Genomic DNA, 18,770 nt, shown 5'->3' on the forward strand with positions numbered 1-18,770 from the left:
CACTCACGCTAACACGTACCGGCGACCCTCGAAATGGGGACGACTGCCCATCGGGATCTCGGTCGTCGCGCGAAGTCAGCGCTGGTCGCCGGCCTGCCCGTCGAGGAGCTCGAGATCCTCGACGCTCACGAGCCGCGTCGCCACGGCGTACTCCACGAGACGCGCCCGACGGTTGGTGGCGAGCCTGCCGCGCCCGCCCCGCAGCCCGTCGACGCCGATCTTGTCGAGCTTCTCGCAGACGTTGTCGAGCTTGCGGTTGAACGTCGTCATGCTCCACCCGAGTCGGGCGGCCGCCTCAGCCGACGTCGGCACGGTCGCCCGGCCGGCGGACGGCTGCGAGAGCACGTGCTCGGCGAGTGACACGACGAGCAGCCGCTGGCTCGTCGTGAGGGTCACGGGCAGGATCGTCGTGCCGCCGTCGAGCGGCTTCGCGGTGAGCGAGGTGTTGTAGAAGTCCTCCTCGGCGTGCACGGTGAAGTCGTAGGTCGTCGATCCGGCGCTGAACATGACGTGCACCATCTGGAAGACGAGGGGCAGCTTCGCCCCAGGTGCGAGCCAGGCCTGCACGCTGCCCGTGGCATCCGACACCGTCGCCGACAGCAGCTGGCCGACGTTCGAGAGCCACCACAGTCCGAATTCGCTCGAGAGGGTCAGGAAGGTCCGGTGCAGGTATGGATTGTCGTCGATCGTGAGATCGGACTCGCGGCCGATGCCGAACGGCGAGCCTTCCTCGACGGTGTACCACTCGCCGCAGTACTCGACCCGCAGCGGCCTCATGGCGTGCACCCCCTCGCCGTCTCCGACGTCTTGCTGTCGCGCTGCACCTGCACGTCGATGCAGATGCGTTCACCGGCCTGCACACCCGTCACGACGATCTCGGGTCCTTCGGCGACCTCGGTCGAGCCCGATCCGTCGGCGCGCTGCCAGCGGTACCGGTCGCCGTCCTCGGCGTTCGGATGCGACACCGCGAACGAGACGCTGGCGCCGTCGGCCGACCGCACCCCGGGCTCGACGGCGGGCACGGGCACGGTGGCCGCGATGACGGCGTCCTCGCCGTGCGGCGCGGCAGTGGGTTCGGCGGCGCCCTGCTGGATCGTGCCGGAGAGCGCGATGGCGATGCCGACGGCCCCGGCGACCACGAGCCCGGCCGCGATGCCGATCACGGCACCGACTCGCGAGGATTTCGCGGCGGCACGGGCATCGGCGGTCTCCTCGGCGGCAGCGGGGTGGGGCTCTCGTCGCGGTCGCACGAGCGTCGCGTCCACGAGATCGGGGGCGGATGTCGCCGCGGGGCGTGCGCCGGCGACCGTCGCGTCGACGCCGGCCGCGGCGGTGCCCCGCGTGGCGGTGACCGAACGCACCACCGTTCCCGCGTCGATCACCGCTCCGGCTGCGCCCACCTCGCGTGCGGGTTGCGCCTCGATCGGGCGGGGAGTCCGCGCCCGGGTCGCGTCGTCGTTCGCGGACGGCGGCGCCGCGGGCTGCGCCTCGATCGACTGCACGGCTCGGGCGCGCGTGGCATCCGCCTCGTCGTCGTCGGCGGCGGCATGCGACGCGCTGAGATTCGGCACCTCGATGCTCGTGGCGGCATAGCCGAGCTCGAGCTCGATGCGCTGGAGCGCCCGCGCGAACTCCACGGCGCTCGGGTAACGGTCGCTGCGCCGGGTGGCCATGCCCTTCGCCAGCACGGCCGCGAGCGCCCGCGGAACGTCGTCGCGCCCCATCGGGGTGATCGCCCCGCGCTCGATGCGTCCGATCAGGTCGAGCGAGCCGTTGGGCCGGCCGGCGATCTCGAACGGCGTGCGGCCGGCGAGCAGCGTGTGCACGGTCGCGGCGAGCGAGAACACGTCGCTGCGCTGGTCGGGCCTGGGGACGTCCTCGAACATCTCGGGCGGCGACCACGGCACGCTCATGCCCACGGCCGACTGGCCCGACGTCGTCGCCGAACCCTCGACGGGTGACGTGACCGTGTGCACCGGCAGCTCCCCCTCGAGGTTCGAGGAGATGCCGAAGTCGGTGAGCGCCGGCCATCCGTAGGCGTTCGTGAGCACGTTCGCGGGCTTGATGTCGCGGTGCAGGATGCCGGCCTCGTGGGCGGTTGCGACCGCGCCGGCGAGGCGGATGCCGGTGCGCAGCGCATCTTCGGGCGTGAAGCGTTCGCGCTTGTACTGCTCGGCCAGGCTCGGGCCCGAGCAGTACTCCATGACGAAGTACGGACGGCCGTCGGCGGAGACGTCCGCGTGGAAGATCGTCACGATGAAGGGATGCGCCGAGAGCTGCGCCATGAGGTTCGCCTCGGCGACGAACTGGGCGCGGGTGTCGCGGCCGAGGCTCTCGGTGAGCAGCACCTTCACCGCGACTTTGCGGCGCGGCAGGCGTTGCTCGTAGAGGAAGACGTCGGCGAACCCGCCGGAGCCGAGCAGGCGGATGGGCGTGTAGCCGGGCAGGTCGGGAGGCGTGGACGGGGCGCGTCGCATCAGTCCGCGACCACCTGGACGGTCCAGCCGCCGCCGAGGTCGACGACGGTGCCGGCGAGCACGGGTGTCGGCTCGCCTGCGCGCAGCTTCACGGGCGGCTTGCCCGGCGCGACCACGTGCGTGCCGTTGCGGGAGTGCAGGTCGGTCACCACGACCGTGTCGCCCTCGACCGTGATGCGCACGTGGTTGCGGGAGATGTCGGGGTCGCCCGCGCCGATGGTGAGGAGGCGGGGAAGCCGCACCCCGGAGACCTGGCTCACGCTCGGGGCACGGCCGAGGACGACCTCGTGCCCCAGAGTCTCCAGCGCGCCGTCGGGCATGCGGAGCGTCGTCATGGCGGGAGTCGGCGGTGCGCCGACGAGGGGAACGTCGACCGCCGGGATCTCGTCCGCACGGGCGGCCCGCTGGGCGCGCAGGCGCTGCAGGTCGATGCTCGCGACCGTGAGACCGTCGTGGTCGCCGTCGAATGGCTCGGGCGCGGTCACGCGCGTCGGCGACCCCGCGATGGTGTCCTCGGCGGGCACCATGGTCTGCTCGGTCGCCGCGACCTGGGGCGAGACCGGCAGCACCGGCGCGGGCTCCGGCACCGACGCCGGAGCGGGCGCGAGCACGGGCACGGGCGCGGACGCGGACACGGGCACCGTCGCGGTCGCCAGCGTCGTCGCCGGCCTCGGGGCAGGGGGCGCGGCCGGGCTCGCCACGGGCTCGACCGCAGACGATCGCACCGACCAGGCGGGCACGATGCCCTCGACGAGCGGCCACTCGATCCCGTCGGTTGCCGCGCCCGGCACGCCGAGCTCGACGTCGTCGCCCGTGATGACCCGCTCGGCCCACGTCGCGATGTCGGCCCCGGAGACCTCGGTGTCGCCGGCTCGCACGAGCAGTTCACCGCGCACCACGACACGCACGCCATGGTTCGCCGGGTCGCGTACGACGAGCGCGAACGACGGTGTCGCCGAGAGGCCGCCGGCCGTCAGCCGGTCGAGCACGGCCGAGGTGGGGTCGGTGGCGGAGAGCTCCGGCCAGAGGGCCGCGAGTTCGGCAGACGCCGAGGCGGGCACCATGAGCACGACGCCGCCACGCACCGCGACGAACCATCGGGCCGCCGCGTCAGGACGATACGTCGCCATCGCCACCCCCTGCGCCCCGCGGCGTCGTGTCCTCCTCGGGTCGATCGCGCGTCGCTTGCTCGTCGGCCTCATCGCCCTCGACGCCGAGGTCGGACTCGACGACGATCACCGTCACGTTGTCACGGCCGCCGTGTTCGAGCGCGGCATCGACGAGCTCGCCGGCAAGACCGGCCGCGTGTCCGGTGTCGCCGGCGAGGATGTCGGCGAGCCGCTGGTCGTCGACCTCCTTCGAGAGGCCGTCGGAGCAGATGAGGAAGACCTGCCGGCCGGTGGCCGGGATGAGCCAGACATCGGGATCGACGACGTCGTCGGCGCCGATCGCGCGCGTGATCACGTTGCGATCGGGGTGGCGTTCGGCCTCGTCGGCGCGCAGCAGGCCGGCGTCCACGAGTTCCTGCACGGCGGAGTGGTCGACGCTGAGCTGCTCGAGCGTGCGGCCGTCCCACGCGTACACGCGCGAGTCGCCGATGTTGAAGACCATCCAGTGGAATCCGGCACCGGCTCCGGCGTCGACGAGCGCGACCCCGGTGAGCGTGGTGCCGGCGACCGCGGTGCCCTCCTCGCCCTCTTCGGTCAGGGCTCGCACGGCCTCGTTCGAACTGTGGATCGCGTCGAGGACCTGTTCGGGAGTCGAGGGTCGGCCGGCCTCGAGGTGACGACGGAACGTCTCGACGACGGCGCGGCTCGCGGCGTCGCCGCGGGCGTGCCCGCCCATGCCGTCGGCGACCAGGTAGACGGGCGCCTCGGCGAGGAACGAATCCTCGTTGACGCTCCGCACGCGCCCGACATCGGTCTGTGCGCTGTGCGCGATCACCGCGGACCCGCGAGGGAGGGGGACGACGTCCTCGCCATCATCCGACACGATTCTCCTCGCCGCCGCTCGTCACCGGGCCCCCGGCCCGGGCGCCCCACCCAGGCGCCGCCTCACCACGCTAGCAAGTCCCGCCCCCACCCGACGACCGCTGTGGAGAGCGGCACGGGCGCGCGATCGGGACTCAGCGCTCGCTGCGGTCGCTCTCCTCGGTGAAGTGGGGCACCTCCTCGAGGAGCTTCGCGCCCCGCTGCTGCGAATCCACACGGGCCTTCACGACGCTGGCGATGGTCGCGACGGCCATGGCGGCGACGATGACGCCGAGCGAGACCCACGTCGAGATCTCGGGCGCCCACTCGATCGGCTCGCCGTTGTTGATGAACGGGAGCTCGTTCACGTGCATGGCGTGCAGCACGAGCTTCACCCCGATGAAGGCGAGGATGAACGCGATGCCGTACTTGAGGTACTCGAGTCGCTCGAGCAGTCCGCCGAGCAGGAAGTACAGCTGCCGCAGGCCCATGAGCGCGAACACGTTGGCGGTGAACACGATGAACGCGCTCTGCGTGATGCCGAAGATCGCGGGGATCGAGTCGAGCGCGAACAGCAGGTCGGTGGTGCCGATCGCGATGAACACGATGAGGATCGGCGTGAACATCCGGGTGCCGTCGACCGTGGTGCGCAGCTTGATGCCGTCGTAGTCGTCCGAGATGCGGACGCGCTTGCGGAGCATCCGGATCAGCCGGCTCTCGTTCTCCTCCGCGGACTCCTCGCGGTGCAGGAACGCCTGCTGGATCGCCGTCCACACGAGCCAGGCGCCGAAGATGTAGAACACCCAGCTGAAGTTCTCGATGAGCTGCGCGCCGAGCAGGATGAAGACGCCGCGGAAGAGCAGCGCGAGGATGATGCCCACCATGAGCACCTCCTGCTGCATCTTCTTCGGCACGGCGAACCGCGCCATGATGATGACGAAGACGAACAGGTTGTCGATCGACAGGCTGTACTCGGTGAGCCAGCCCGCGATGAACTGGCCGGCGTGCTCGGCATCCCCGAGCAGGAACATCAGCAGCGCGAAGATCAGCGCGAGCACGACGTAGAAGACGACCCAGAGGGTGGACTCCCGGAACGAGGGGACGTGCGGCCGTTTCACCACGAGCAGCAGGTCGGCGATGAGGATGAGGGTGAGGACGACGAGCGAACCGACCTCGAACCAGACGGGGAGTTCGAGCACAGGTGGCCTTCCGGTGAGGGGTCAGGTGAACCCGAAAGTCTCTCCCGACCGCGCCTTCGGCGCGCCGCCACGCCCGGAGTGCCGACTTCGGCGCTCGTACTGACGATCGTGGCCCGGGGCTCAGGCCCCGCGGGATACTCCCCTTCGCTCGCACGAGTCTAGCCGATGCGACGACGGCGGATGCCGAAGGGCGGACGCGTCACGCCTGCTGCGCCCAGAACGCCAGGATCCGGTCGGCCAGCTCCCGTGGCTGCTCGAGCGGGATGAGGGTACGCGAGCACGCGATGGTCACCGCTGTCGCGTGCGGCGTCAGCGCGGCCGCCCGTTTCGCGTCGTCGGGGCTCCAATCGCCGCGGTCGTCGGACGCGACGAAGAGGCACGGCACACCGATGTCGGCGAGCCGATCGGTGACGTCGGTGCGGTCGATGATGAACGAGCGCAGCGCATTGGCGAGGCTCTCCCGAGTCGGTCGGTGGAGGCTGTCGACGACGACGGCCACCGTCCCGGGATCGGATGCCGAGGCGTCGGTGAGCATCCCCGCGACGACGGCGTCGCGTACCGGCCCGACGGGTCCGGCGATCCGCAGGACCGGCTTCAGGAGCCCGATCTTGCGCCGCAGGTCGGGGGTGATCGGCTCGGTCGGCGAACTGATCGCGATGAGGCTGCGCAGCACCGCGGGATCGGTCGCGAGGTCCAGCCCGACATGACCGCCGAAGGCATTGCCGACCCAGTCGACCGGGCCCGGGACGCCGAGGTTCGCAAGCAGGTCGCGCGCGGCATCCGCGGCCTCGGCGATGCTGCTCCGCCGCCGCAGCGTCTCGCTCAGCCCGAGGCCGGGCGGGTCGACGAGCAGGTACCTGCGGGGCGTCGTGTCGCCCTCCAGGAGCAGCGGAAGGATCGGGTCCCAAGTGTGGCTGTCGACGAACATCGACGACCAGAGCACGGTCGTGCGACCGGTTCCGACGACTCGGACGTGGAGGTCGCCCAGCCGGGTGGCGACCCGCTCGGCGTGTTCGGTGAAGGTGTCCATGTTTTGATGTTAGCTTAACTAACATGAAATCACGACCATACCGGATGTCCGCCCGCGCCGACGCGGCCGAGCTCACCGGTGAGCGCATCGTCGATGCGATGCTCGAGCGGCTGGCGACCACTCCGTACGAACGCATCAGGCTCGAGGACGTCGCGGGCGACGCGGAGGTGACGGTGCAGACGGTCATCCGACGCTTCGGCGGCAAGCCCGGCCTGATGACGACGACGGTCGAACGCGAGCTCGGCCGCATCGCCGCGGCCCGCGATGCGGCGGCGCACGCGTCGCCCGCCGACACGGTCCGCGCGCTGGTGGCCCACTACGAGTTCTACGGGGCGCTGATCCTGAAGACGTATTCCGAGGCGCCGCTCGTGCCTGGGCTGCCCGAGCTCGCGGCACGCGGACGGGAGGTCCACCTGGACTGGTGCCGCCGCGCATTCGGCGACCACCTCGCCCCGGTCGAAGACGAGTCCGCTCGGCGACGGCGGCTCGCCCAGGTCGTGGCGATCTGCGACGCGACGACGTGGCGCATCCTCCGCTTCGACGGCGGGCTCGATCCCGGCGAGACGGAGGAGGCGCTGTGGGAGCTCCTCGGGCCGCTCCTCCGATCGGAGGGCAGGCAGCATCGCCCCTGAAACGCAGAAAACCCCCGGATGACCGGGGGTTTTCGCTGTTGTGACCCCAGCGGGATTTGAACCCGCGCTACCGCCGTGAGAGGGCGGCGTCCTAGGCCGCTAAACGATGGGGCCGAAATCGACAACTCGAAGAGTATGACACAGGCTCCGGCGTGCCGCAAAATCGAGGCCGCCGCGGCATCCGGAACCCTCAGACGAACACCGAGACGGCCCCCGGGACGACCTCGATCTCGACCGGAAGCGCCCCGATGCGCTCACCGTCGGCGTACGCCACGATGTCGTCGGCCTCGATGACCACGCGACGTGCGCTGACGAACTCGACCGCCGGATGATCGACATGCTCCCCCGCGAACACCTTCGGGAACACCCTGATGAGCCCGATGCGCGACAGCGGATGCACGATGAACACGTCGAGGATCCCGTCGGAGAGATCGGCGTGGGGCACGATGCGCATGCCGCCGCCGAACGACGGGCTGTTCGCCACCGACACGAGCATCGCACGCTGCTCCCGGCGCACCCCGTCGATCGTGATCGTGTAGGTGCGCGGACGGAAGGTGGCGAGTTCGCGGATGAGGGCGATCGTGTACCGGCTCGGTCCGCGTGGGCGGGTCATCCGGTTGGCGCGCTCGTTCACCACGGCATCGAACCCGGCCGACACGACGCACGCGAACAGTGTGCGGTGCGCGCCGTGGCGGATGGCGCCGACGTCGATCGCCCGGGGCGCGCGCTCGAGGGCGGCCACGAGTTCCTCGGTCGCGGTGAGGGGGTCGTCGAAGCGCAGGCCGAGGCCACGTGCGAGGTCGTTGCCCGTGCCCGTCGGGACGATGCCCACGGGAACTCCCGTGCCGGCCACGAGATTGACGGCGAGCGAGACCATGCCGTCGCCGCCGACGACGACGAGTCCGTCGGCGCCCTGGGCGAACGCCTGCTCGGTCTCCCGGCGCAGCAGCTCGAAGTTCGCCTCGCGCACGAGGGTCACCTCGTAGCCCTCCATCATGAGACGTTCGGCGGCGGCGGGCCCGACGGCGCGGTGGCGGCCGAAGGAGGCCGCGGGGTTGACGGCGACGATGAGGCGCCGGGGGGCACGATCCATGGTGCGATTCTGGCAGGGCCGCCGGACTTGCGCCGCGACCGACGAGCAGTGTTGGCTCGAGGCATGCGCCTCACCAAGCTCGAACATGCCGCACTGGTCATCGACGACTCCGGCGACAAGCTCTTCATCGACCCCGGCAAGTTCACGACGCCCATCACCGAGTCGGCGGGTGCCGTCGCCATCGTCGTCACGCACCAGCACGACGACCACTGGACGCCCGAACAGCTCAAGCGCATCGTGGAAGGGAATCGCGACGTGCGCATCTTCGGACCTGCTGGTGTGGCCGAAGCGGCCGCGGACTTCCCCGTCGAGGTCGTCGCCGCGGGCGACGAGGTGACCGTCGGGCCGTTCCGGCTGCGGTTCTTCGGAGGCCGCCACGCGCAGATCCACTCCTCCATCCCGATCATCGACAACGTCGGCGTGCTCGTGAACGACCGGCTGTACTACGCGGGCGACTCGTTCACCGTGCCGGAAGGCGTGGCCGTCGAGGTGCTCGCGGCACCCGCCGGAGCGCCGTGGATGAAGATCGCCGAGTCGATGGACTACGTGATCGCGGTCGGGCCGCGCCGGACGTTCGCCACGCACGAGATGGTGCTCTCCCAGGCCGGCAAGGCCATGTCGAACGCCCGGCTCGGCTGGGCCACCGAGCAGGGCGGCGGCGAGTTCGTGCCGCTCGAGCCGGGCGACACGCTCGACTTCTGAGGCGACGGATGCGACGTCATCTCGTGATCGGGGCGGGACCCACGGGTTCCGCGCTCGCCGAGCACCTCGTGGCGTCCGGCGAACCCGTGCGCGTCGTGACGCGTTCAGGGCGAGAGCCGATCGCCGGCGCCCAGGGGCTCGCGCTGGACGCGACCGATCCCGAGGCGTTGGCCCGGGCCGCCGACGGCGTCGACGTGATCTACGACTGCGCCAACCCGGGCATGTACCCGCGCTGGGAGACCGGGTGGCCGCCGCTGGCGGCAGCGGCCCTCTCCGCGGCCGAGCGCACGGGCGCCGTGCTCGTGACGATGGGCAACCTCTACGGCTACGGGCCGGTCGACGGTCCGATCTCGCCCGACCTGCCGCTCGCCGCGACCTCTCGCATCGGCCGGCTCCGCGCCCGTCTCTGGTCCGATGCGCTCGCCGCGCACGAGGCGGGACGAGTGCGCACGACCGAGGTGCGCGCCTCCGACTACCTCGGGCCGACGATGACCCCGGCGCACGGGCTGGTCGCCCGATACGGTGCCGCGATCCTCTCAGGCCGTCCCGCGACCGTGATCGGCGACCCGGATGCCCCGCACAGCTGGTCCTACGTCGCCGACATCGGTCACACCCTCGAGGTCGTCGGCCGGGACGAACGCGCCTGGGGACGCGCATGGCACGTGCCGACCGACCCGCCCGTCGCCATCCGAGCCCTGCTCCAGGAGCTCGCCCGAGCCGCGGGCGTCGCGGAGCCCGTCGTACGTCGGATGCCCCGAGCCGTGCTTTCGGCGCTGGCGCCCGTCGTCCCCCTCCTCGGGCACGTGCGTGAACTGCGGTACCAGTTCGATCGGCCGTTCGTCGTCGACGCGAGCGAGACGACGACGGTGCTCGGCATCCGCCCGACGCCGTGGACCGAGGTCATCGAGCGCACGGCCGCGGCCTGGGCGCCGCGCTGACCGGTCGCCCGAGCTCCCCGGCTGTCGCTGTTCCACAACGCCGACCTCGGCCGACGCCCTCGCCGTTGGCGGATGGCACATAACTTCCGCGGCATCCATCTGCGTCCGCTCCCGCGCTGCTACGTTCGTGACACTTCAGGGGCCCGGGTGCCGGGATGCCAGCGCCGATGTCCGACGCCACGAGCTGCTCCTGCGGTCGCCCGGCTTCGGCACACCCCGCCTCCGCCGGGCATTCCGGCCTGCACCGGCCGGTGTCCATCCGCGCATCAGCGCGCCCTTCGGCGCGCCCACCCACAGGAGTCTCAATGACGAGAATCGACCCCGCCTCCGAGCATCGCCATGGCGTCGGGCTCAAGATCACGGTCGCGCTGCTTGCGATCGCGCTCGCAGCCATGACCATCCTCTTCCTGCTCACGACCGACAGCATCGCGGCCGGTTCGGCCCGGCTCGCCGCAGGCGCGGGCAGCGCCGATGAGGGCTCGACGAAGGTCGCCGACGGTGCCGGCGAGCTGTCGGACAAGACGGCGATGCTCGCGGACGGTGCCGCCGAGGCGGCGACCGGCGCCCAGACGCTGGCGGCCGGGGCCGCCTCCGCGTCATCGGGGGCCGAACGCGTTCGCGCCGGTGCGGACAAGGCGGCGCTGGGCGCCGCATCCCTCGCGGACGGTGCGTTCCGCACGGCAACGGGCGCCGAGACGCTGCACGACGGCGCGGTACGTGCCGCCGACGGCACCGTGCTGCTCGCCGACGGCATCATCCGGGCCGCAGCCGGGGCAGGTGACGTCGCTGCCGGAGCCATCCGGACGCGCGATGGTGCGGCGCAGGTCGCGGCCGGGAACGGTGCCATCGCGGAGGGCGCGTCGCAGCTCACCACGGGGGCGAGGAACCTCGCGAAGGGTGCGGAGGCCGCCTCAGACGGCGCCGGACTGGTGGCTGGGGGCACCGCGTCGCTCTCGACGGGTCTGCAGACGGCGAAGGCCGGCGCGCAGACGGTCGCCGGCGGGGCCTCCGCGCTCGCGGCCGGGGTGAGCGCCATGTCGACAGCCGGCACCGCGGTGTCGACCGGCGCGGCGGGCGTGCGCGATGGCGCCGCCGCCGTCGCCGGCGCCAACGCGAGCCTGGTCTCGGGCATCGGCACCCTGCTCGATCAGGCCGTGCAGGCGGGCGCGGACGCGGACTTCGTCGCTGCCCTCGACCAGCTCCTCACCGGGGCGGAGCAGGCTCGGGCCGGAGCCGACGCGGTCGCGGCCGGTTCATCCGACCTCGCGGCGGGCGCGTCGACCCTGGCGACCAAGCTCAACGAGGTCGCCCCGCTCGCAGCGGAGCTCTCGGCGGGCGCGGCGAAGGTCGCCGACGGAACCGCGACCCTCGCCGACGGCGCCGCGACGCTCGCGACTCGCACGGGAGAGCTTGCGGCGGGAACGACCCTCGTCGCCGAGGGCGCCGCGACGCTCGCCGGCCGCAGCGCGGTGCTCACCGACGGCGCCATCTTCCTCCGAGGCAAGACCGGCGAGCTCGCGGCCGGCACGGCTCTGGTGAGCGCCGGTGCCGATCAGGTCAGCGACGGCACGGCGACCCTCCGGACCAAGTCGGGTGAACTCGTCTCGGGCACCGAGCGCGTCTCCGAAGGTGCGTCGTCGCTCGTCGACGGAGCGGCCCGGCTCTCGACCGGCGCCGACGATCTCGCCGCCGGCACGAGCACGCTGAACACCGGCGCGACGAGCCTCGCCGCGGGAGCGACGTCGCTCGCGGGCGGCGCTGCCGACCTCGCCGACGGCACCGAGACGCTCGCGGACGGCGCGACGAAGCTCGCCGCCGGAGCCGAGACGCTCGCGGGCGGGGCGGCGGAGCTCAACGACGGCACCTTGCGCATCGCCGACGGCACTGCGACCCTTGCGGGCCGTGCGGCCGGGGTGTCGCCGCAGAGCGTGGCGCCGTGGATCCTCGTTGGTCTCGGTCTCGCGGCCGCCGCCATCGCGGCCTGGATCGTGCACCGGGTGCGGTTCCGCGCACGGGAGGTCACGACCGCCTGATGCAGCAACGCGACGCCCGGTCGGTCCTGGAACCGACCGGGCGTCGCCGTTCGGCATCAGTCGTTGCCGTTCCCACCGCCGTTGCCGTTGCCGTTGCCGTTGCCGTTCCCGTTGCCCGGGCCGCCGTCTCCACCGCCGCCGTCTCCACCGCCGCCGTCACCGCCGCCGCCGCTCTCAGCTGGGCTCGGGCCCGGCGGCGGTCCGGTCGGGCCGAACGACTCGGTGAACGGGTCGCCGCCGTACTTGGCCGCCGCCACCGACATGACGATGGGCCACATCCGGTGCCGCGCCTCGGAAGCTCGCCCGCTGTCGAAGGAGATGCCGCGCTGGTTGGCCTCTCCGTTGACGCTGACCACGGCGGCGGCCGTGGCGACCTTGGTGCTCGCGCCCACCATCCAGGTGTCCTTCGCGCCGTCGGTCGTTCCCGTCTTGCCGATGAGCGGAACCCGCGGTTGCGTTGCGCCATAGGACGCCTGCGCCGTGCCGCTCGTCATGACGCGTGTCAACGCGTAGTGCATGGCGGCCGCGACATCCGGCGACACCGCCGCGGAACAGGTCGACTTCGGCGGCGGGATCTCCTCGCCGTCGCGGCTCACGATGCGGTCGATGGCGATCGGCGTGCAGGTGACGCCGTTGTTCGCGATGCCCGCGAACGCGACCGCCATGCTGAGCGGTGCGACCTCGTTGGTGCCGATGACCGACGACGGTCCCTGCTGCAGCGGGTCACCGTCGGCGCGGTGCACCCCGAACGCCTCCGCCGTCTGGCGGATGCCGCAGAGGTCGAGCTTCTTGGCCATGCCGACGAAGCCGGTGTTGATCGATCCGATCGTCGACTCGAGCGCGCTGTAGTTGCCGCCGGACTCGTTCGCGTCGTTCCTGGGCGCCCAATCGCCGGCGAAGTGCGGGCCGAGGCAGCTGTCCTGGAACGTGCCCCAGTTGCTCTTCGGGCGGGAGTCGACGCGCTCCCCGAGGCTATGGCCCTCCTTCAGCCATTGCGCCAGGGTGAAGACCTTGTACGACGATCCCGGCTGGAATCCGCTGGAACCCCCGTAGGCGAAGTCGGTGTTGTAGTTGATACTCGTGTACTGCGGGCCCTGCTGCAGTACCAACGGGTCCTGACTGTAGGTCCTGTTCTGCGCCATGGCGAGCACCCGCCCGGTGCCGACCTGCACGCTCGAGATCACTGCGCCGACGTCCCAGCCGGGGTACGTCTGGGGCACGTTGTTCGCGATCGCCGTCTGGGCGGCGTTCTGGAGATCGAGGTCGAGCGTCGTGAAGACCTGGTATCCCCCGCGCTTGAAGTTGAGCATGCGAGTCTCGACGTCCTCGCCGAAGGTGGGATCGGTCTGCAGGATGTTCTTCACGTAGTCGCAGAAATAGGCGCTCCCGCCGGCGGTCTGGCAGCCCGTGCTCGGCTCGGTGATGGCGGGCTGCACGGGCGTGGCGATGGCCTCGTCGTACTCGGCCTGGGTGATCTTCCGCTCCTCGAGCATCTGCTTCAGCATGTAGTTGCGGCGCCCGAGGTTCTCGGCATAGCCGTTGGCGGCGCCGTTCTCCGGATCGTCGGGGTTGTCGATCTTGAACTTCGCCGGGTTGTTGACGATGGCGAGCAGCGAGGCGGCCTGCGCCAGGGTCACGTTCGCGGCTGTGGTCGAGTAGTAGTAGTTGGCCGCCGCCTCGATGCCGTAGACGGTGCCACCGAAGCCGGCGATGTTGAGGTACCCCAGCAGGATCTCGCTCTTCGTGTAGCGCTTCTCGACGCCGATGGCGAGCCGCATCTCCTTGAGCTTGCGGTCGATCGTGGTTTCCGTGACGGAGTCGTAGCAGCCCAGCCGCTCCTCCTCGATGAGTGCGAAGCGCTGGTCGCCCGTCAGTGCAAGCCGCTCCTCTTCGGTGAGGTCCTCCAGTGCGACCGTCGCGGCGTCGCGCTCGCACTCCTGCACTCGCACGTTCTTGACGTACTGCTGGGCGATGGACGAGCCGCCCTGCGTCTCGCGTCCGGTCGCGGTGGTGATCGCTGCGCGCACGGTGCCCTGGAGGTCGATGCCGCCGTGTTCGTAGAAACGGGGGTCCTCACCGGCGACCGCGGCATCCTTCACGAACTGGCTGATCTGGTCCCAGCCGACCTCGACGCGGTTCTGGTCGTAGAACGAGGCGAGCAGCTCCGGCGTGCCGTCGGACCGGGTCGCGTAGATCTCGCTCTTCTCGGAGAGCTCGCCGATGCGGAGGTAGCCGGGCAGGTTCTCGAAGATGCCGATGGTCCCGGATGCCGCGATGCCCACGGTCGCGAGCGCAGGCGTCAGGCCGACGGTCACCAGGGTCGCGGCCGCGACGCTCGCCGCGATGAAGCCCACGAAGCCGCCAAGCACGCCGAGGGGCGTACGGTTCTCGGCGAAGTCGCGATTGCGCATGTTCCGAACGTAGTCCACGGCCTCACCTCCGCCCGTCAGGGGCCGTGCGGTTCGACCCCGCGTCAGCCTTCTCCCATGCAACCCCAGCGCGTGCCCCCTGTAAAGGGGGCGCTGATCGGTTGCATCGGCCGTCGGCCAGTGCGTAGTGTACGCCCCGACTTCGGGGGACTACAGGCGCCGGAGCACGCTGCGTAGGATGTGCGGACAGCCGCGCCGATGCGAGTCCGCGGCCACGAGCCCGCCACCCAAGGGGAACGAGGGGTTCCGTCCAATTTCTCCGGGGCGGGCCCCTCGATTCGCGCGGCTGGCCGAGCACTGGCACCTGCGGGTCCGGTCAGGCCATCTTGGCCGGGCGGTCGTCGGGTGCGGCTGCGAGGTCGTTGAGCAGTTCCTCGCGGGCGCTGGAGTACTGCAGTGTGCCGAGGTAGTCGTTGTGGCGGGCGATCCTCCAGAGGTAGGTGAGCGGGGCGCGTTCGCTTGCGCCGCGATCGATGGGGTTCCCGTCCCGCTTGTAACTGAAGACGGGGAAGCCGAGGTAGTCCGTTCGACGCCAGAGGCTTCGCCAGCGCGGGCGGGCGTCAGGAGATGCGCCAAGGGTTTCAGTGAGCGTCCATGGTTCGGACTTCGGAGTGGGCATCGGCTCGTTCCAGTCCTCGAGGACTTGAGTCTTCCACGGGTCCAGCCTGAACAATGAGGGACCATGTGTTCCCGGGACGCCGAGTACAGCGGGGCCGAAGACCGAGGGGAAGAATCGGCTGAAGTACGGGCGCAGTTGGACGCCGTAGCTCAACAGTGCTACTCGGTCGGTTGCCCGGATCTCCTCGCTGCGCGGGTCGGATGCGTCTGCGGGGACGGATTCGCCACGAAGCGACAGGATCGCGGCCGTGGCGATGGTGGCTCCCATGGAGTGCACTGCGAGGATGACCCGCCGGGGGTGCGCCGCGACTTCCGTGGTCGTGGCAGTCGGTTTCAGCCAGTCGAGGACTCGGTCCCGCAATTCCGGTACCGCGCGTTCGGCGTAGCAGGGTGGTGCGAACGGATGCCCTGCCCGTGGGAAGAAGCACACGACGTCCCAGAACAGTGAGATGGGGCGTTCGTCACTCGATGCGGCCTGTGTCGCGACGGCGAGCACGATGCTGATCGCCACGACCACGAGGACCGTGCCTGCTGCGGTCCGCACGAAGGTCTCGATCGGGTCGGCGACGCCGCTCCGGATCGCGTTCCCGATGATCGGTGAGACGATCCCGAGCAATGCCGCGGCGGCGAACGCGGCGAGCCATCCGAAGAGCGCTTCGCCACGATGCAGCAGGGAGGACGCCCTCCGTGCCGCGACGATCTTCCGATCTCGTCCTTCGAGCTCCTTCACGTGGAGTGGGTATGGCGGGGGTGTCGGCTGGGTCGCACCTACGACGTTGCGATCCGGGTCGTCATCGCCGCCGCCGACGTCGAGCGAGGGCAGCACGAAGAGCGCGAACGTGATCATGTTCCTGACCAGTGCGATCAGGATGACGATGAGCGTCGCGATCACGGTGAGGGTGAGCACCACGGCGAAGCGCTCGTACGCGACCGGCACCTCGAGCCGGAGGTCACCCGGATCGGCCGGCGTTCGCCAGATGTCCGAGATGCGTCCAGGTTCGGCGGGTGTCGAGAGCCAGCTCGCCACCCCGAGGACGAGCAGGCTGGACAGGAACATCGATGCGAAGAGCGCGAGGATCATCGCGATCGTTGCGCCGAAGCCGCTCCACGCTTGCAGGGGGTCGCCTCGCCGTGCGAAGACGGCGACGAGGTAGACCACGAGGAGCACCCCCGCGATGCCGGCGAGGATGCTCGCGAGTTCGGCATGGACGAAGAAGCCGGCTGCGAGGAAGCCGAGGCCGGCAAGGAGCAGTGGGATGGAGACGAGACGCGGGAGCCCGCGGCCCCATGATGCGCCGGCGAACGCGATCACGAGCGCGAGCGCGACGAGGATGTTCGGTGCGGCGATGAGCCCGAGGGACCTCGGGTCCGGATCGGATGGCGGTGGCGGCGTCGCCGGGCCGAACGCTGCCGCGAACCAGAGCGCGTAGGCCGTCACCGATGTGGCGAGGAAGATCGCCGCCGCGACTCGCTGTCCGGCCTGCCGCCGGACGACGTTCTTCGTGTGCCGGCGCAGATACTCCGTGAAGTCGTCCTGCGTGCCGCCCGGCCACGGCCGCGGTGGCTTGACCGTCGAGGAGGCGAGCATCACGAACACGGCGGTGGCGATGAGCAGCAGTGCCGCGGTGATCACGCCGGCGAGGGCGAAGCCGTTGCCCCCGACGACCCGCCCGAAGCAGGTCAGGGCGCCTTCTTCGCCCCAGCAGGAGTCGTAGTCGTCATTGCTTCGGTTCTCGGCGACGAGGCTCTGGTTCAGGGAGTCCCAGCAGAGCAGCAGCAGGACCAGTGCGATGGAGGCGGCGAAGTGGAGGCGTTCGGAGGTCTGCCCCACCCTCGCGAGTGCCCAGAATCCCCTGGTCGCAAGCAGTGGTGGCGTGGGCGCTTCGGCCTCCGCAGCTCCGGGGAGTTGACCGACGGTCTGGCCGATCTGGTTCGCGTATTTGCGGATATTGGCTTCGTAGGTCACGCGACCGCGGCGTGCGATGAGGTAGATCAGCAGCATCGCCATGATCGGCAGGATCCCGAACAGGGCCGCGCGTGCATCTCGATCGATGACGAGGAGTCCGTCGAGCCACGCCGGCAGGACCGCGCAGACACGCTTCCCGTCGCGGAAGCACTGCACGGCCACGAGGTCGACCGCCACGGATGTGAACGCTGCGACGTACACGAGGGTGAGTACGAGTGCGAACAGTCGTAGCAGGCTGGCGCCGCGGCTTCCGTGCCATTCCAGTGCTGCCGGGGATGATGGCGGGTCGATCCGTCGTGTCCAGTACGCCAGATTGCAGAGCGCGAACGGCAGGACGAGCAGCCATCCGAGGTGCACGATCACGCGACCGATCGCGACCAGCGCACCACCCCCCTTGCGCACCAGGCGCCCCCATGAGTAGGCCTCGGGGATGATGCGGAACCGGCCGGTCACGTGGTCGGGGTTGGTGCGGCGACGCCAGAACGACCCGATTTCGTCACCTGCGGCCTGAGCGACGTCGTCGACCGGAACTTCGAGCATGTCTTTCGGCGGCGCGTTCGCGATCCCGTGGACGCGTAGTTCCAGGACATCGATCTGAGGCACGACCATCGCAACCAACCCCCCTTGGCTGACGCGGCAGACACTAGACCCACCAAGACGTCGGATGCACCCCCAGTTCGGGGCCCACGACGACGCCGTCGCGAATTCACCCGATACGGTGTCGCCGCAGTGCATTTCCGCGTAATTTCTCACCATGGATCACGCTGGGAGATTCCCGCTCGAGACACGGACGATCTCGACGAAGCACATCACGCACGACGTGTGGTTCGGGCCGAAGCTCGGCGCAGGTGTGCTGCTGCTCCACGAGCTCACCGGGCTGTCGCAGGCCACGGCAACCTTCGCGGAATCGCTCATGGAAGCCGGGTTCACAGTCGCCATGCCGCACCTGTTCGGGCGCGTCGGCGCGAAAGGGAACGAGGGCGCAGGAGCAGGCATCACCGGCCTGCTGGGTCGGTGCATCGCGCGCGAAATGAGCCTCTTCCTCCGCGATCAGCCGCCGCGCGGTACCGATTGGCTGAAGAAGGCGGCGATGAAGCTCGGCGAGCACAGCGACTCACCCCGGGGTATCGGCGTGATCGGGATGTGCGCGACCGGAGCTTTCGCCATGGCGGCGGTGCTTGATCCTCAGGTGGGTGCGGTCATCGCGAGCCAGGCCGCACTGCCGGCATTACGTCGCGGGAGCTGGGGAGTTCCCGGCGGAGACCGAAGGCTCGCGGAAGGGGACACAGCGGTGATGGCGCTCAGATTCTGCACGGACGTGAGATCCGGCAAGGGACGCATGACGCGCCTGCCGGGGCTGATGGGAGAAGCGCTGGAGTACACCGAAACCGGACCGGCCGATTCGAGACTCCCGCACGCGGACCGAGGCATCACGGTGGGAGCAGGCGATCGGCTCCATGTCATCTGGGCCGGTGGATCGGGCCACTCGGTCCTCACCGCCGACCGCGTCGACCTCGCGGTCCCTGCGGTGATCGAATTCCTCCGAAGCAACTTGAACCCGACCGCGGCATCCGAGGCGACCGGCCCAGCGACTGCGTGACGTGAGACGCGATGTCGACGGGCCTGCGATACCGCCGGATGCCGGACTCGAGGCCGCCGCCGCCCCGTGGGCCCTCGTCACCG

14 protein-coding genes and 1 tRNA gene are annotated in these 18,770 nt (G+C 70.5%); 5 read left to right on the plus strand and 10 right to left on the minus strand.

Annotation, left to right across the window (positions count from 1 at the left end):
• Positions 1-75 precede the first annotated feature (75 nt).
• From ACVFI9_RS12460 to ACVFI9_RS12485, 6 genes are all read right to left on the minus strand, one after another.
• The gene (locus tag ACVFI9_RS12460) at positions 76-777 is read right to left on the minus strand and encodes an FHA domain-containing protein (protein ID WP_474762537.1); all 702 of its coding nucleotides are present in this window, start codon (positions 775-777) and stop codon (positions 76-78) included.
• Entirely contained in the window at positions 774-2,477 is a 1,704-nt protein-coding gene (locus tag ACVFI9_RS12465; protein ID WP_474762538.1) for a serine/threonine-protein kinase, read from the minus strand. Before ACVFI9_RS12465 ends, ACVFI9_RS12460 begins: the two co-directional genes overlap by 4 nt.
• A complete protein-coding gene (locus tag ACVFI9_RS12470; protein WP_474762539.1) occupies positions 2,477-3,607 on the minus strand; it encodes an FHA domain-containing protein in 1,131 nt (376 codons plus the stop codon). Before ACVFI9_RS12470 ends, ACVFI9_RS12465 begins: the two co-directional genes overlap by 1 nt.
• Positions 3,588-4,469, minus strand: coding sequence for a PP2C family protein-serine/threonine phosphatase (locus ACVFI9_RS12475; RefSeq protein WP_474762540.1), 882 nt, complete (start codon positions 4,467-4,469; stop codon positions 3,588-3,590). Before ACVFI9_RS12475 ends, ACVFI9_RS12470 begins: the two co-directional genes overlap by 20 nt.
• Before the next feature lie 133 nt (positions 4,470-4,602).
• Positions 4,603-5,646, minus strand: a complete 1,044-nt coding sequence (locus tag ACVFI9_RS12480) for a TerC family protein (RefSeq protein WP_474762541.1) — start codon at positions 5,644-5,646, stop codon at positions 4,603-4,605.
• Positions 5,647-5,845: 199 nt separating this feature from the next.
• The gene (locus ACVFI9_RS12485; protein ID WP_474762542.1) at positions 5,846-6,676 is read right to left on the minus strand and encodes an alpha/beta fold hydrolase; all 831 of its coding nucleotides are present in this window, start codon (positions 6,674-6,676) and stop codon (positions 5,846-5,848) included.
• Positions 6,677-6,699: 23 nt separating this feature from the next.
• Here ACVFI9_RS12485 and ACVFI9_RS12490 point away from each other — a divergent pair, with 23 nt between their 5' ends.
• Positions 6,700-7,308 (plus strand): TetR/AcrR family transcriptional regulator, encoded by a 609-nt coding sequence (locus ACVFI9_RS12490; protein WP_474762543.1) that lies wholly within the window; start codon positions 6,700-6,702, stop codon positions 7,306-7,308.
• Between the two features lie 41 nt (positions 7,309-7,349).
• Here ACVFI9_RS12490 and ACVFI9_RS12495 read toward each other — a convergent pair.
• Both ACVFI9_RS12495 and ACVFI9_RS12500 read right to left on the minus strand, forming a co-directional pair.
• Positions 7,350-7,422 (minus strand) — tRNA-Glu (locus ACVFI9_RS12495).
• 76 nt (positions 7,423-7,498) lie between these two features.
• Positions 7,499-8,401 (minus strand): diacylglycerol/lipid kinase family protein, encoded by a 903-nt coding sequence (locus ACVFI9_RS12500; RefSeq protein WP_474762544.1) that lies wholly within the window; start codon positions 8,399-8,401, stop codon positions 7,499-7,501.
• Between the two features lie 63 nt (positions 8,402-8,464).
• Here ACVFI9_RS12500 and ACVFI9_RS12505 point away from each other — a divergent pair, with 63 nt between their 5' ends.
• The 3 genes from ACVFI9_RS12505 to ACVFI9_RS12515 all read left to right on the plus strand — a co-directional run bounded on the left by ACVFI9_RS12505 (position 8,465) and on the right by ACVFI9_RS12515 (position 12,074).
• A complete protein-coding gene (locus ACVFI9_RS12505; protein WP_474762545.1) occupies positions 8,465-9,103 on the plus strand; it encodes an MBL fold metallo-hydrolase in 639 nt (212 codons plus the stop codon).
• Positions 9,104-9,111: 8 nt separating this feature from the next.
• Positions 9,112-10,041 (plus strand): NAD-dependent epimerase/dehydratase family protein, encoded by a 930-nt coding sequence (locus ACVFI9_RS12510; protein ID WP_474762546.1) that lies wholly within the window; start codon positions 9,112-9,114, stop codon positions 10,039-10,041.
• A 305-nt stretch (positions 10,042-10,346) separates the two neighbouring features.
• Positions 10,347-12,074: a hypothetical protein gene (locus ACVFI9_RS12515; protein ID WP_474762547.1), complete on the plus strand. Its 1,728-nt coding sequence runs from the start codon at positions 10,347-10,349 to the stop codon at positions 12,072-12,074.
• Between the two features lie 56 nt (positions 12,075-12,130).
• Here the strand turns inward: ACVFI9_RS12515 and ACVFI9_RS12520 are convergent, their stop codons facing one another.
• Together ACVFI9_RS12520 and ACVFI9_RS12525 are read right to left on the minus strand one after the other, a co-directional pair.
• Positions 12,131-14,485, minus strand: coding sequence for a transglycosylase domain-containing protein (locus ACVFI9_RS12520; RefSeq protein ID WP_474762548.1), 2,355 nt, complete (start codon positions 14,483-14,485; stop codon positions 12,131-12,133).
• Positions 14,486-14,819: 334 nt separating this feature from the next.
• The gene (locus ACVFI9_RS12525) at positions 14,820-17,843 is read right to left on the minus strand and encodes a hypothetical protein (RefSeq protein ID WP_474762549.1); all 3,024 of its coding nucleotides are present in this window, start codon (positions 17,841-17,843) and stop codon (positions 14,820-14,822) included.
• Between ACVFI9_RS12525 and ACVFI9_RS12530 the strand changes: the two genes are divergently transcribed.
• Positions 17,842-18,687 carry a dienelactone hydrolase family protein gene (locus ACVFI9_RS12530; RefSeq protein WP_474762550.1) on the plus strand — a complete coding sequence of 282 codons (846 nt, stop codon included), beginning with the start codon at positions 17,842-17,844 and terminating at the stop codon, positions 18,685-18,687. The two genes, ACVFI9_RS12525 and ACVFI9_RS12530, sit on opposite strands and share 2 nt — an antisense overlap.
• Positions 18,688-18,770: the final 83 nt, after the last annotated feature.

Source organism: Agromyces sp. NSFZ, assembly GCF_056156205.1.

Excerpts from the sequence above, each read along its gene's own strand:
- ACVFI9_RS12470 (WP_474762539.1), bottom strand. The coding sequence starts at position 3,607 with ATGGCGACGTATCGTCCTGACGCGGCGGCCCGATGGTTCGTCGCGGTG.
- ACVFI9_RS12460 (WP_474762537.1), bottom strand. The coding sequence starts at position 777 with ATGAGGCCGCTGCGGGTCGAGTACTGCGGCGAGTGGTACACCGTCGAG.
- ACVFI9_RS12485 (WP_474762542.1), bottom strand. The coding sequence starts at position 6,676 with ATGGACACCTTCACCGAACACGCCGAGCGGGTCGCCACCCGGCTGGGC.
- ACVFI9_RS12515 (WP_474762547.1), top strand. The coding sequence starts at position 10,347 with ATGACGAGAATCGACCCCGCCTCCGAGCATCGCCATGGCGTCGGGCTC.
- ACVFI9_RS12510 (WP_474762546.1), top strand. The coding sequence starts at position 9,112 with ATGCGACGTCATCTCGTGATCGGGGCGGGACCCACGGGTTCCGCGCTC.
- ACVFI9_RS12465 (WP_474762538.1), bottom strand. The coding sequence starts at position 2,477 with ATGCGACGCGCCCCGTCCACGCCTCCCGACCTGCCCGGCTACACGCCC.
- ACVFI9_RS12500 (WP_474762544.1), bottom strand. The coding sequence starts at position 8,401 with ATGGATCGTGCCCCCCGGCGCCTCATCGTCGCCGTCAACCCCGCGGCC.
- ACVFI9_RS12490 (WP_474762543.1), top strand. The coding sequence starts at position 6,700 with ATGAAATCACGACCATACCGGATGTCCGCCCGCGCCGACGCGGCCGAG.
- ACVFI9_RS12520 (WP_474762548.1), bottom strand. The coding sequence starts at position 14,485 with ATGCGCAATCGCGACTTCGCCGAGAACCGTACGCCCCTCGGCGTGCTT.
- ACVFI9_RS12505 (WP_474762545.1), top strand. The coding sequence starts at position 8,465 with ATGCGCCTCACCAAGCTCGAACATGCCGCACTGGTCATCGACGACTCC.
- ACVFI9_RS12525 (WP_474762549.1), bottom strand. The coding sequence starts at position 17,843 with ATGGTGAGAAATTACGCGGAAATGCACTGCGGCGACACCGTATCGGGT.
- ACVFI9_RS12530 (WP_474762550.1), top strand. The coding sequence starts at position 17,842 with ATGGATCACGCTGGGAGATTCCCGCTCGAGACACGGACGATCTCGACG.